The sequence below is a fragment of the Brevundimonas albigilva genome (genome assembly GCF_023573565.1).
Taxonomy (GTDB): Bacteria; Pseudomonadota; Alphaproteobacteria; order Caulobacterales; family Caulobacteraceae; genus Brevundimonas; species Brevundimonas albigilva.
Genome location: NZ_CP097649.1, coordinates 380,403 through 393,451, shown reverse-complemented (window position 1 = coordinate 393,451; position 13,049 = coordinate 380,403). Strand labels below are relative to the sequence as shown.

The window sequence follows — 13,049 nt, the reverse complement described above, 5'->3', positions numbered from 1 at the left end:
CCCTAGAACTCTTCCCAGTCGGATGTCGCGGCGGCGGCGGCGCGGCCCCCGGCCACGGCCCGAAGGCGGGCGGGTTCGCGCGACGGCCGCGGAACGGGCGCCGTCTCGGCCGCGCCCGTCTGGAACCGGCCGACCTGATCGGCCAGCTGGCTGGCCTCGGCCTTCAGATTGGCGCAGGCGGCGGTGGTCTGTTCGACCATCGCCGCATTCTGCTGGGTGACCTGGTCCATCTGGTTGACCGCGGTGTTGACCTGGGCCAGGCCCGTCGCCTGCTCCTGGGCCGAGGCGGCGATCTCGGACACCAGGGCGTCCATCTCGGCCACCTTGACGACGATGTCCTGAAGCGCCGCCCCCGTTTCGTCGACCAGTCGAACGCCGTCGGCCACGGCGGTCGTGGAGGCGCCGATCAGGGCCTTGATCTCCTTGGCCGCCTCGGCCGAGCGCTGGGCCAGGGCCCGGACCTCGGACGCCACCACGGCGAAGCCGCGTCCGGCCTCGCCCGCGCGGGCCGCCTCGACCCCCGCGTTCAGGGCCAGAAGATTGGTCTGGAAGGCGATCTCGTCGATCACGCCGATGATTTCGCCGATCTGGCCCGACGTCCGGCGCACGCCGTCCATCGCCGCCACGGCCTGGCGCACCACCTCGCCGGAGCGATCGGCCTGCTGGCGCGCGCCGGCGGCGGCGGCCGAGGCCTGGCGCGCGCCCTCGGCGCTGCGGCCCACCGTGGCGGTGATCTGGTCCAGGGCCGCAGCCGTTTCCTCCAGGGAGGCGGCCTGCTGTTCGGTGCGGCGCGACAGGTCGTCCGACGCGCTGGAGATTTCGTCGGCCCCGCCGCGCAGGGCCGCGACCGCCTGCAGCACCTGGTCCAGCGCCTGGCGCAGACTGTCGACCGCGCCGTTGTAGTCGTCCTTGATGCGCTGGTGGGCGCCGGCCATCGGCTGGTCGATGCGCGCGGTCAGGTCGCCGTGGGACAGTCGATCCAGCACCCCGGCCAGGGCCTCCACCAGGGAGCTCTGGGCCTGTTCGGCGGCCAGGCGGTCCGCCTCGTTGCGCGCCGCCTGCTGCTCGGCCTCGGTGATGTCGACGGCCAGCTTGATGACCTTGGTCGGGCGTCCGTCCGGGCCGAACACGGGATTGTAGGAGGCCTGCAGCCAGACCTCGCGCCCGCCCTTGGCCAGGCGGCGGAACTTGCGGGCCAGGAAGCGCCCCTCGTTCAGCTCGCGCCAGAAGGCGGCGTAGTCGGGCGAGGCCGCCTCGGCCGGGTCCATGAACATCCGGTGGTGGCCGCCGCGGATCTCGTCCAGCGTATAGCCCAGGGTCGACAGCAGATTGGTGTTGGCGTCGATGATCGTGCCGTCGAGATTGAATTCGATCACCGCCTGCGACCGCTCGATGGCGGCCATCTTGCCTTCCAGATCGGCCAGCCGGCCGTCGTTGGGACCCGGTACGCGACGCCGTGAGAACATCCTGGCCTCCCCAGACCGTTGGATGATGAGCGACGGATGGTCGCACCCAATCCTTGACAAATCGTTTCTCGCCCAGGTTGCAGGTGAATGTGCGTACCCGCGGTCGGCCGCGCCGATCTTCACGGCGCATTAACCACGATGGCGCAAACGCTCGGGGGCTGTTGTGGGGTCCCGTTTGCGCAATCTCGTCGCCGCCGTCGAAGCGATCGATCCGCTGGTCGTGACCGGCAAGGTCGCGGGCGTGAACGGCCTGCTGATCGAGTCGCGCGGCGGCCTGTCGCGCCTGGCCGTCGGCGCCCGGGCCGAGATCGGCCGGCGCGGCCACGCCCCCCTGCCCGCCGAGGTCGTGGGCTTCCGCGACGCCAAGGCGCTGCTGATGCCCTTCGGCCCGGTCGAGGGCGTGGCCCCCGGCGCCGACATCAAGATCATCGACGCCGCCGCCAGCGTGCGCCCCACCACCGCCTGGCTGGGCCGGATCGTCGACGCCTTCGGCGAACCGATCGACGGCAAGGGTCCGCTGCCCCAGGGGCCGGCGCCCTATCCGCTGAAGGCCCCGCCCCCGCCGGCCCATTCGCGCGGCCGGGTGGGCGAACGGCTGGATCTGGGCGTGCGCTCGATGGACGTCTTCACCACCACCTGCCGGGGCCAGCGCTTGGGCATCTTCGCCGGGTCCGGCGTGGGCAAGTCGGTGCTGCTGTCGATGCTGGCGCGCCAGGCGACCTGCGACGTGGTGGTGGTCGGCCTGATCGGCGAACGCGGCCGCGAGGTGCGCGAGTTCATCGAGGAGACCCTGGGCGAAGAGGGGCTGAAACGCGCCGTGGTGGTGGTCGCCACCTCGGACGAGCCGGCGCTGAAACGGCGCCAGGCCGCCTATATGACCATGGCCGTGGCCGAGTTCTTCCGCGACCAGGACCTGGAGGTCCTGTGCCTGATGGACAGCGTCACCCGCTTCGCCATGGCCCAGCGCGAGATCGGCCTGGCGGCGGGCGAGCCGCCGACGACCAAGGGCTACACCCCCACCGTCTTCACCGAACTGCCCAAGCTGCTGGAACGGGCCGGGCCGGGGCCGATCCGGCCGGACGGCACGACGGCCGGGCCGATCACCGCCCTGTTCACCGTGCTGGTGGACGGCGGCGACCATGACGAGCCGATCGCCGACGCGGTGCGCGGCATCCTGGACGGCCACATCGTCATGGACCGCAAGATCGCCGAGCGCGGGCGCTTTCCCGCCATCGACGTGCTGAAGTCGGTCAGCCGCACCCTGCCGGGTTGTCAGACGCCGCCCGAGCGCGAGTTGAACAAGCGCGCCCGCCAGTGCCTGAGCGCCTATGCGAACATGGAAGAGCTGATCAAGATCGGCGCCTATCGCGCCGGCGCCGACCCCATCGTCGACCGCGCCATAGCGCTGAACCCGGCGCTGGAGGATTTCCTGGGACAGGACAAGGACGACGTCACGCGTCTTACCGATTCCTTTACCCGGCTGGAGGCAATCCTGAACCAAGGTATGATCAGGGAGTAAGTACACATGACCGCCTGGGCCCAATCCCTGATCCGAATCTCCAACTACGAGGTCGAGACGCTGCAGAAGCGCCTGGCCGAGATCGCCGAACGCCGCGGCGGCGCCGAGATGAAGCTGGCCGTGCTGGACGCCGAGGCCGAGGGCGAACGCGCCCGCGCCCGCGCCGACGCCGAGGCCGGCATGATGCTGGGCGCCTATCTGGCCGGCTGGAAGAACCGCCGCGCCGCCGCCGAGGGCGCCCTGACCGAGATCGAGGCCGAAGAGGCCGGCGCCCGCGACGCCCTGACCGGCGCCTTCGAGGCGCTGAAGAAGTTCGAGCACGTCGCCGAGGCGACGCGGCTGGAGAGGCTGGTCGCCCGGGCCAAGCGCGAGACGGCGGCGTTCGACGAAATGGGCCTGAGAAGGCGTGCGGTGTAGGCGCACGATTTCTCCCTCCCCCTGCGGGGGAGGGTGGCTGAGCCGCCAGGCGAAGCCGGGTGGGGAGGGCCGCGCGCCGCGTTCTCCGTTCATCCCGCATCGTCGGGCCGCCCCCACCCGGTCGCTGCGCGACCACCCTCCCCGGGACGGGGAGGGAGAAAGCCTGTGATCGACCGCCGCACCGTTCTGGCCTCGACCTTCGCCCTCGCCGCCTGCGACCGGTTCGCCTCGGCCGAGCCGGCGCCGGTGGCAATCCCCCCGCTGAAGTCCGCCTGCCCCGCCCCGTTCGGCGCGGCGGTGAAGGCCTATCTGCTGGACGATCCCGACTGGGTCGCCCTGGCGCGTACGCAGGTCTCCCAGCTGACGCCCGAGTGGGAGATGAAGATGGAATACGTCCTGGCCGACGGCCTGAAGCGCCCGAACTTCGACCGGTCCGACCGCATCGCCGCCTTCGCCGCCGCCAACGGCATGGCCCTGCACGGCCACGCCCTGATCTGGTACGCCCAGGGCGAGCAGGCGTTCGCGGGACTGAGCGGCGCCGCCTTCGACCGCGCCTTCGACGGCTATATCGCCTCGGTCGCCGGCCGGTATCGCGGCCGGGCGCGGGGCTGGGACGTGGTCAACGAGCCGATCCTGGACGACGGTTCGGGCCTGCGCGACTGCCACTGGTCGGCCCGCTACGGCCACGACGGCTACATCCTGCGGGCGTTCGAGAAGGCGCGGGAGGCGGACCCCGAGGCGGTCCTGTTCCTGAACGAATACAACCAGGAAAGCATCCCGGCCAAGGGCGCGCAGTTCCTGCGGCTGGTCGAGCGGCTGCTGAAGGCGGGCTGTCCGCTGACCGGCCTGGGCCTGCAGTCGCACCTGTGGATCGACGTCGAGGAGGGCGCCATCGCCCGCCTCATGGGCGAGGTCGCGGGGTTCGGCCTGCCGCTCCACGTGTCCGAACTGGACTGCACCCTGCGCACCGACAAGCGGCTGGACCTGCGGTCCCAGTCCGAACGGATCGCGCGCCAGACGGCGCGGGTGACGGAACTGGCCGCCGCCTTCGCCGCCCTGCCGGAGGCCCAGCGCTACGCCTTCACCGTCTGGGGCCTGCGCGACACCGACAGCTGGTACCGCCAGGGCGAGAAGGACGACGGCAAGGACAAGCCCCTGCCGTTCGACAGTTTCGGCCGGCCGAACCCGATGGCGGCGGCCTTGGTCCAGGGGTTCGGCGCCTAAGGGAGCGGGAACCGCCCGCCGCCCCCGCCCGCTTTGGCGTCATGACCGCCCTGGCCCTGCCCTCTCCGATCCAGCGCCGCGTGGAGGCCGCCGCCGGCGCCTTCCTGCGGCCCGCAGGCCTGCCCGAGATCGACTTCGCCCAGCCGGCTGGCGAACCGGCGCTGGTTCCGGCCGACTCCGTCTCCTGGCAGGTGTTCAAGAACCCGGTCAGCCTGTTCATCGGCGGCGTGGCGGCGGTGATCCTGGAACTGGCCGAGCCGCGCGTGCGGGCCGGGGTCTGGGACCACACCAGCTTCCGCACCGATCCGGTTCCGCGCCTGCAACGCACCGGCCTGGCCGCCATGGTCACCGTGTACGCCGCCCGGTCCCAGGCCGAGGCGATGATCGCGGGCGTCAACCGCCGCCACGCCCGCGTCACCGGCCAGGCCGACGACGGCCGCGCCTACGCCGCCGACGACACCGATCTTCTGGACTGGGTGCAGGCGACCGCCGGCTACGGCTTCGGCGAGGCCTATCACCGCTTCGTGCGCCCGCTGAGCCCGGCCGAGCGGGACCGCGCCTGGGCCGAGGCCGCGCCGGCCGCCCGGCTGTATGGCGCGACCGGCGCCCCGACATCGCAGGCCGAATGGCAGGCGCAGCTGGCGGCCATGACGCCGCGCCTGAGCGCCTCGCCCGTGGTGTTCGAATTCCTGGACATCATGCGGCGCGCGCCGGCCCTGCCCCGCCTTGGCCGCCCGCTGCAGCACCTGCTGATCCGGGCCGCCGTGGACCTGACGCCTGCGCCGGTCGCGCGGATCGTGGGGCTGGAGGCGCGCCACGGACTGAACGGCTGGCAGGCGGGCGCGGTGCGCGCCGCCGCCCGCGCCGCCGATCGGCTGCCGCTGCGCGACGCGCCGCCCGCGCGGGCGTGTGTCCGCCTGGGATTGCCGCCGGACTGGCTCTACCGCTGACGGCGGAAAGGAAAACGCCCGCCGTTTCCGGCGGGCGCTTCGTGGTCTCGACCCGGATGGATCAGGCGGCGGCGCTGGCCGAGCCCTCGGCCGGGTCGCGCAGGACGTAGCCGCGGCCCCAGACGGTTTCGATGTAATGCTTGCCGTCGGCGGCGGTGGCCAGCTTCTTGCGCAGCTTGCAGATGAAGACGTCGATGATCTTCAGCTCGGGCTCGTCCATGCCGCCGTACAGGTGGTTCAGGAACATTTCCTTGGTCAGGGTCGTGCCCTTGCGGAGCGAGAGCAGCTCCAGCATCTGGTATTCCTTGCCCGTCAGGTGCACGCGGTGCCCGTTCACCTCGACCGTCTTGGCGTCCAGGTTCACGGCGATGTCGCCGGTGTGGATGATCGCCTGGGCATGGCCCTTGGAGCGACGGACCACGGCGTGAGTGCGGGCGATCAGCTCGTCCTTGTGGAAGGGCTTGGTCAGATAGTCGTCGGCGCCGCCGCCGAAGGTCTTGACCTTGGTCTCGATCTCGTGGCTGCCCGACAGGATCATGACCGGGGTGTTGATCTTGCCGTTCCGAAGCTGGCGCAGGACCTCCAGGCCGCTCATGTCCGGCAGGTTCAGATCAAGCAGGATCAGGTCGTAGTCGTAGATCTTGCCCAGATCGATGCCTTCTTCGCCGAGATCGGTCGTGTAGACATTGAAGCCTTCCGACTTCAGCATCAACTCGATGCTCTGGGCCGTCGCGTGATCGTCTTCAATCAACAGGACGCGCATTCGTGCCCCTCCAGGCAAAGCTTGACGTTAAGCACCCGCACCAACGGCCGGGTAACCTTGTTCGCAGGTTAAGATAGGAAAACCTTAAGAAGGGTTAACGCCATCCGATTGAGTCGAATCCTAGGCTGATTTGCGAATCGGCGTCGAGAGTCGCGAGTCAACGATTCGAAATTTATTAACCATGATTTCGAACCCCCGCCGCCCAGGCCGCCTTTCGCCCCGATCGCAACCCCAAGTCACGCAAGGCTCCACGTCCGATATTGACGCGAGATAGGATGATTTTCCTATTACAGGCGCCGGCCCCGGTAAGATGGCGCCCTGGATGTTCGAGACGGAGGCGTTTTGCGATGGAGGAATACAGGGTGCCGGTCAGCGCCGAGGACCGGGTGCGGGCCGGGGTGGCCATGCATCTGGTGGCGGCGCGCACGGGGGCGCGACCGGACCGGATGATCGGCGGCGGGCGGCTGGATCCGCGCACGTCCAAGGCGCGCTGGCTGGCCATGTACCTGTCGCACGTCGCCTTCGGCTGGACGCTGGAGAGGGTCGGTCATGTGTTCGGCCTGAACCGGGCGACGGCGGGCGCGGCCTGTCGCTGGGCCGAGGACGCGCGCGACAGCCTGGCCATCGACGACCTGCTGAACGAACTGGAGACCTGCATCCAGGCGCTCTACCAGGCCCCGCGCTGCGAGCTGGCGCAATGAGCCGCGCGGTGGAGCGGGCGCGCCGCCTGCTGGCGCGGCCGGGCGCCTGGCTGGGCGTGGAGGGCGCCGGCTACGGCCTGCGGCTGGGGCCGGACCGGCGCGCGCGGGTCAATCTGAGCCTGACCGAGGCCGAGTTCCTCGCCCTGGTCGATCGGCCCGGCCTGCGCGCCCGGCCCGAGGGCGGCTGGACGGCGCGCCCCGCCGGTGAAGCGGACGCCGCCCCGCCCCCGCCGGGGCGTCCCGGCGTGATCGCGGGGACGCGCGCGGTGATCCAGGCCGACGGCCGGTTGGCGTCCCTGCCCGCCAATCTGGGCGAAAGCCCCGTCGCCTGGCTGGCCCGCAGGAAGGATGCGGCCGGGCGGCCGTGGCTGACCCCGGCCGAGGCGGCCGCCGGCGAGCGGCTGCGCCAGGACGCCGAACGGGCGGCGGGCGGCGCCTCGCTGACCATGCGCTGGGACGCCCTGCCCCGGGCCGCCTCGGGCACGGCCGCGCGGATCGAGCCGGGCGAGCGGGTCCTGTCGGCGGCGCGCCGGGTGGACCAGGCCCTGACCGCCGTCGGCCCGCGCCTGCGCCCCATCGTCAGCCGCATCTGCGTCCACGGCGACAGCCTGAAGCTGGCCGAGACGGGCCTGGGCCTGCGCCGCCGCCAGGGCAAGACGCTGCTGAAGCAGGGCCTTCAGGCCCTGGCCGAGCATTACGGGATCGGAGGGGTGAAGGATGAAGCCTAACAATGCTTTGCGAAACCAAATAGGCTGGCCGGCGTTCGCCTGAGGACCGGTCGCTGGGGCCGGACCGGCCCCGGAGCCTTCGCCATGCCTTCGCGCTTCCTCACCGCCGGCGTCGCCGCCGTCACCTTGTGCGCCGCCCTGCCCGCGGTCGCCCAGACCCCGTCGGCGCTCAGCGACCTGGTCGACGCCCGCGCGGGACAGGCCGAGGCGGAGCTGAACCGACGCGGATACCAGGCCACGGACCGATCGGAGGTGGTGGCGGGCGGCCGCCTGACCTATTGGCGGCGCGGCGACGAGTGCGTCGCCATCATGACCCGCGACGGCCGCTACGCCTCGATCAACCAGGCGGGACGACGCGAGTGCGGGTCCGGCCGCTCTTCCGGTTCCAACACGGGCGCGGTCGTCGCGGGCGTCGCCCTGGTCGGCCTGGCCGCCGCCCTGGCCGCCCACAACAGCCGCCGCCACGATCGCAGCGATCAGCACGACAGCGAATATGAGCGCGGCTACCAGGCGGCCCTCTACGGCGCCGACTATGACGATCGTCACGAGACCGAGGGCTATCACGAGGGCTATCTGGCGGGCGAGGCCGAGGCGAGCAACCGTCGCCATTCCAACAGCAGCTGGGTGCGGGGCGCCCCGGACGCCGCCCGCCAGGCCTGCGCGCGTCGCGCCGATGAGTTCCAGAACCGCCCCTACGGCTCCAGCGTGCCGATCGGCGTGCGCGACCTGGGCCGGGGCGAGTTCGAACTGACCATGGCGACGGGCTCATACCGGTCGCTGTGCACGGTTTCGGCGTCCGGCCAGGTGCGGGAGATGAACCCCTACAACTGACGCCTACAGCATCGCGATCGGGATCAGCAGCGCCAGCAGATAGGCCAGCGCCCGGACCGTCGCCCACAGGCCCAGCAGGGCGGCCTTCACCCAGCCGACGGCCAGCCGCCTGCGGAACCAGGCGGTCTGGACCGCCTGGAACCAGAGGAAGCCGCCGGCGATGATGGCGGCGCCCACGGCGTTGGGCAGTTCCGGCCTCTGGAAGACCACCGTGCCGATCGAGACGCTGGCGGCGCACAGGGCCGCCAGGTAGCACTGGGCGTAGAAGGGCGCGCGCAGGGTTTCGCGGCTGATCCGTCGCCCCTGCCGGTGCAGCAGGCTGGCGGCGGCGACCAGGGGGATCAGGCTGAACGCCAGCGAGCGGAACAGGATCAGATTCTGCGGCGACGCCGCCACCGCCTTCATCGCCTCGGAGGCTTCGGGCGGGGGCGGCACATGGGCCGCCAGGGCGACCAGGTTGACCAGCACCAGGGTCGCCAGCAGGAACAACGGCGGGCTGAGGGCGTCGTCGTAGCGGCGCTCTTCGGGATCGCCCTGCTCGCGATCCGAATATTCCATGGCCGCCAGCGGATCGCGCACCACGCGCCACAGCGTCATCGGATAGAAGATCAGCCAGCTGGTGGCCTCGAAGATGAACTCCTCGAAGGAGCGCAGGATCTTGAGCAGGTCCAAGGCGTCCTCCGGCGGATGCGCGACGTCAGCCTCGCAGACCTTCACACTGGTTTCAACGCCGGGTCACCCCGCCAAGGTGCTGCCTGCCCGCACGCAACACCGCCTTGCCGCGGCCGGAGCGCCGTGATCTAGCTAGGACATGCGACGGTTCGCGAAGGCAGTTTTCCTCGGCGCGCTTGCAGGCGCGGCTCTCCCCTCGCTTTTCACCATTGGGCTAGCAACGATGATGCTTCCGGAGGTGGTGCAGGGCGCCTACGGGCCGTGGCAAGCGACCAGCCTGATTGTCCTGCCCTTCCTGGTATCGCTTCTTATCGTGTTGGTCTCGGCGACTATCATTGGGTTGCCAGTCGCCGCGCTGCTTAGGCGGCTAGGGTGGGAGAACCAAAATGCCTACAGCGTGATCGGCGCGGCAGCTGGCGCTATCATTCCTTTACTGCTCCTGGCTCTAACGCAGGTGTCGCACGGTCATTGGCTCGGGTTGCTAGGGGCCATCAGCGGGGGCGTGACCGGGTACGCTTGGGGGCGGCCCGCGCGACGGATCGAAATCGGCCCGTCTAATCGCCGCCTCACCCCGCCAGCGCCGCCTCTCTGATGCGGCCGACCATGCTGTTCAGGCCGTTGGCGCGCTGGCGCGTCAGGGCGGACGGCAGCCCTAGCCGGTCCAGGGCGGCGCGGGCGTCGAAGGCGAGGATCTCGGCGGGCGTGCGGCCGGAATAGAGTTTCAACAGCAGGGCGATGTTGCCCTTGGACAGGGCGCTGTCGGAATCGGCGTCAAACCACAGCCGGTCCTGATCGCGCGTGGCGGCCAGCCACACCTGGGCGGCGCAGCCCGGCACCTTGTTGGCCTCGGTCCGCGCGGCCTCGGGCAGGGGGGCCAGCCCCTTGCCCAGTTCGATGACGTATTCGATCCGCTGTTCCCAGTCGCCCAGCAGGTCGAAGTCCTCAGCCAGATCGGACAGGACCTGATCCAGCGAATCGGTCGGCACGGTGCGGGCGCTCTGGGTCATCCGGGCCAGATAGGCCGGGCGCGCGTTAACGACAACCGGGCCGGCCATCCCCAGCTTTCCGCCCCGGCCGCACCCCAGGGTGGTCGCCCCACGGGCGAGCGCCCTCGCCTCGCCGCACCCGCAGGCGTAATCTGGCCGAACCTCATGCGCCGGATTCCTGATTGACCCACGTCGCCAGCCCTTCCACCGACCTTCAGGCCCGCGCCGCCCGCGCGCGCGGGGGCGGATGGCTGACGGGGCCCCAGGCCCTGGCCCTGTGGCACGCGGCCTGGGCGGTGGGGTCGGCGCTTCTGGCCATGCTGAGCCAGTGGGCCCAGCCCGTGGCGGAAGGCGCGACGCCGGCGGCCCTGCTGATCATGGCCGCGCCGGGGGTGGCGGGCCTGCTGCTGATGTGGCGCGACGATCCGCCCGTGCGGCTGGGCCTGCTGTGCTTCTGGGCCCTGGCCACGGGGGCGGCGGCCGGCCTGACCGGCGGGGTCGGCGGGGCCGCGCCCGGCCTGGTCGCCCTGCCGCTGGCGGCGGGGATCGCGCTGGACCATCCGCGTTTCGGCGAGGACCGGCTGACGCACGTCGGCGGATTGGCCTCGGCCCTGGCGGTGGTGTGCGGACTGATCTCCAACGGCCTGAACCCGCCCCAGCCGCCGATGGCGGCGCTGACCGCCCTGTCGGTGCTGCTGTCGCTGGTCGCCCTGGCCACGGCGGTGCGCATCGCCGGGGCCGCGCGCGCCGAGCGCGAGAGGCAGGCCCTGGCCGCCGCCGCCGAGACCCAGGCCTTCCTGCACGGCCAGCCCAGCCTGGCCCTGATGATCGAGGCCGACGGCCGGGTGCTGGCCGCCTACGGCGCCGCGCCGCCCGCCCTGTCGGTGCGCGACCTGGTCGAACAGGGGCTGGTGGCGGCCGTCCACGGCCCGGACCGGCCCGCCGTCGCCGCCGCCCTGGCCCGCGCCGCCGGCGGCCAGGACGCGGAGGTGGTGTTCGCCCCGCGCCAGGCGCTGGACCGGCGGGTCGGCCTGGTGCTGCGCCGCCTTCCCGGCGATCCGCCACGCCTGGCCGCCCAGGCGTTCGACGCCGCCGCCCAATACGCCCGCGAGCTGCGCCTGGAGGCCGCCCGCGCCGAGGCCGAAGCCCAGAACGCCGGCAAGACCCGCTTTCTGGCGACCATGAGCCACGAACTGCGCACGCCGCTGAACGCCGTGATCGGCTTTTCCGACATCATGCGCCAGGGCCTGTTCGGCCCCCTGCCCGAGCGATACGCCGACTACGCCGAGTCCATCCATCAGGCGGGCGGCCACCTGCTGGCGCTGATCAACGACGTGCTGGACCTGTCCAAGATCGACGCCGCCCGTTACCAGCTGGCGCTTGAGGAGTTCGACGCCCGCGATCCGGTGTCGGAAGCCATCGCCCTGATGCGGCTGCAGGCGGCCGACAAGGGGGTGGAACTGGCCGGCGTCCTGCCCGAGGCGCCGCTGCCCGTCGTCGCCGACCGGCGCGCGGTCAAGCAGATCGCCCTGAACCTGATGTCCAATGCGGTGAAGTTCACGCCCGCGGGCGGATCGGTCACGGTCACCTTGGAGGGGCTGGACGACGCGGTGGAGCTGTCGGTGGCCGACACGGGCGTCGGCATCGCGCCGGAGGACCTGCAGCGGCTGGGCCGCCCGTTCGAACAGGCCGGCGGCGCCGACCAGCGGGCGCAGGGGACGGGCCTGGGGCTGTCGCTGGTGCGATCCCTGACCGAACTGCACGGCGGCCGCACCGTGATCGACAGCACCCTGGGCGAGGGCACGGCCATCAGCGTGCGCCTGCCGAACGCCCGAACCGACTGACCCCGCCCCACCCGGTCTCGCCTTCGGCTCGATCATCCTCCCTATGAAGGGGAGGGAGAATTACACCGGCCCCATCGCCAGGAAGGCGCGGCCGGCGGCGAAGTCGCCCGCCTCGAACACCGAACGGGCCACGCTGCCGTCGCGGAAGACGAACTCCACCGCCACCGCCTCGCGCGGGTCCAGCCGGCCGATGGCGTCGGCGGCCGCGGCGGGGAAGCGCCAGGCCTGACCCGCCTCGCGCCCCTCGGGCAGCAGACCGGTCTCGGCGGCGACGACGCTGGAGGCCCAGACGGCCTTGCGCTGGACCTCGGGCGGCAGGTCGCGGGCCAGCCAGGGCTGGGGCGCCACCGCGGCGTCGCGCAGCACGATGCGCGCGCCCGTCGGACGGGGCCGCCCGTGCCAGGACACCACCGCCGTCATGACGTCCGCCCGGTCCATGCCGCCTACGACGCCCAGCCGCACCGGCGAGGCGCCGACCGAGGACTGCTGCATCAGCCGCCAGGTCGGGCGGGCGTAGGCGCCGCGGTTGGCGACCCAGTCGGACCGATCGCCCGGAAAGGTCATGCGCGCGGTGCGCGACCAGCCGGCGAAGGCGTGCTGGACCCGTCCGCCGACCAGTTTCAGGTCGCCGGAATCGCACGGGGTCGAGGCGGCGCGCGCGCGGGCGCGACGGGCGGTCTCGGACAGTTCGCGCTCGTTGGCGCCGGCGCGCAGGGCGGCGCCCCGCGCCTGCCAGGCGGCGGCGTTCAGGGCGGCCGAGACCTGGGGCTGGAACAGGCCGCAGCGCTGGTTGGCCGCCAGCACGAAGCTGCGCTCGTAATAGCGGTCCTGCGGCGCGGCCTGGGCCGCGACCGGCGCGGCCGCGGCCAGCGCGCCGACCAGAATCCTGGCGATCAGGCGGCTGGCGCCGCGCGGGGAAAGGCCTATCCTCATGCCCCGACCCTAGCG

Annotated in this window: 13 protein-coding genes; 8 read left to right on the top strand and 5 right to left on the bottom strand. The window is 71.9% G+C overall.

Features of this window, described 5'->3' with window-relative positions:
• Positions 1 to 2: 2 nt before the first annotated feature.
• Complete coding sequence (locus M8231_RS01980; protein ID WP_250202134.1) at positions 3 to 1,466, bottom strand: methyl-accepting chemotaxis protein; 1,464 nt, start codon at positions 1,464 to 1,466, stop codon at positions 3 to 5.
• Positions 1,467 to 1,641: 175 nt separating this feature from the next.
• Here M8231_RS01980 and fliI point away from each other — a divergent pair, with 175 nt between their 5' ends.
• The 4 genes from fliI to M8231_RS01960 all read left to right on the top strand — a co-directional run bounded on the left by fliI (position 1,642) and on the right by M8231_RS01960 (position 5,576).
• Positions 1,642 to 2,985, top strand: a complete 1,344-nt coding sequence (fliI, locus tag M8231_RS01975) for a flagellar protein export ATPase FliI (protein WP_250202133.1) — start codon at positions 1,642 to 1,644, stop codon at positions 2,983 to 2,985.
• A gap of 6 nt (positions 2,986 to 2,991) precedes the next feature.
• A complete protein-coding gene (locus tag M8231_RS01970; protein ID WP_249751379.1) occupies positions 2,992 to 3,402 on the top strand; it encodes a flagellar export protein FliJ in 411 nt (136 codons plus the stop codon).
• Positions 3,403 to 3,567: 165 nt separating this feature from the next.
• The gene (locus M8231_RS01965; protein WP_249751380.1) at positions 3,568 to 4,626 is read left to right on the top strand and encodes an endo-1,4-beta-xylanase; all 1,059 of its coding nucleotides are present in this window, start codon (positions 3,568 to 3,570) and stop codon (positions 4,624 to 4,626) included.
• Positions 4,627 to 4,667: 41 nt separating this feature from the next.
• On the top strand, positions 4,668 to 5,576 hold the full coding sequence (locus M8231_RS01960) for an oxygenase MpaB family protein (RefSeq protein WP_250202132.1): 909 nt from the start codon (positions 4,668 to 4,670) through the stop codon (positions 5,574 to 5,576).
• A 61-nt stretch (positions 5,577 to 5,637) separates the two neighbouring features.
• Here the strand turns inward: M8231_RS01960 and ctrA are convergent, their stop codons facing one another.
• The gene (ctrA, locus tag M8231_RS01955; RefSeq protein WP_249751381.1) at positions 5,638 to 6,339 is read right to left on the bottom strand and encodes a response regulator transcription factor CtrA; all 702 of its coding nucleotides are present in this window, start codon (positions 6,337 to 6,339) and stop codon (positions 5,638 to 5,640) included.
• Positions 6,340 to 6,686: 347 nt separating this feature from the next.
• On the opposite strand from ctrA, the gene M8231_RS01950 reads away from it, so the two are divergent.
• The 3 genes from M8231_RS01950 (at position 6,687) to M8231_RS01940 (ending at position 8,599) form a co-directional block, all read left to right on the top strand.
• Positions 6,687 to 7,040 (top strand): chromosomal replication initiator DnaA, encoded by a 354-nt coding sequence (locus tag M8231_RS01950; protein WP_250202131.1) that lies wholly within the window; start codon positions 6,687 to 6,689, stop codon positions 7,038 to 7,040.
• A complete protein-coding gene (locus tag M8231_RS01945) occupies positions 7,037 to 7,768 on the top strand; it encodes a DUF6456 domain-containing protein (RefSeq protein ID WP_249751383.1) in 732 nt (243 codons plus the stop codon). Before M8231_RS01950 ends, M8231_RS01945 begins: the two co-directional genes overlap by 4 nt.
• Positions 7,769 to 7,852: 84 nt before the next feature.
• On the top strand, positions 7,853 to 8,599 hold the full coding sequence (locus M8231_RS01940; protein ID WP_250202130.1) for a hypothetical protein: 747 nt from the start codon (positions 7,853 to 7,855) through the stop codon (positions 8,597 to 8,599).
• A 3-nt stretch (positions 8,600 to 8,602) separates the two neighbouring features.
• Here the strand turns inward: M8231_RS01940 and M8231_RS01935 are convergent, their stop codons facing one another.
• Both M8231_RS01935 and M8231_RS01930 read right to left on the bottom strand, forming a co-directional pair.
• Entirely contained in the window at positions 8,603 to 9,271 is a 669-nt protein-coding gene (locus M8231_RS01935; protein ID WP_249751385.1) for a hypothetical protein, read from the bottom strand.
• 566 nt (positions 9,272 to 9,837) lie between these two features.
• Entirely contained in the window at positions 9,838 to 10,278 is a 441-nt protein-coding gene (locus tag M8231_RS01930) for a SufE family protein (RefSeq protein WP_249751872.1), read from the bottom strand.
• Between the two features lie 161 nt (positions 10,279 to 10,439).
• Here M8231_RS01930 and M8231_RS01925 point away from each other — a divergent pair, with 161 nt between their 5' ends.
• A complete protein-coding gene (locus M8231_RS01925) occupies positions 10,440 to 12,101 on the top strand; it encodes a sensor histidine kinase (RefSeq protein WP_284150802.1) in 1,662 nt (553 codons plus the stop codon).
• A gap of 60 nt (positions 12,102 to 12,161) precedes the next feature.
• On the opposite strand, the gene M8231_RS01920 is transcribed toward M8231_RS01925, so the two are convergent.
• A complete protein-coding gene (locus tag M8231_RS01920) occupies positions 12,162 to 13,034 on the bottom strand; it encodes a hypothetical protein (RefSeq protein ID WP_249751388.1) in 873 nt (290 codons plus the stop codon).
• Positions 13,035 to 13,049 lie beyond the last annotated feature (15 nt).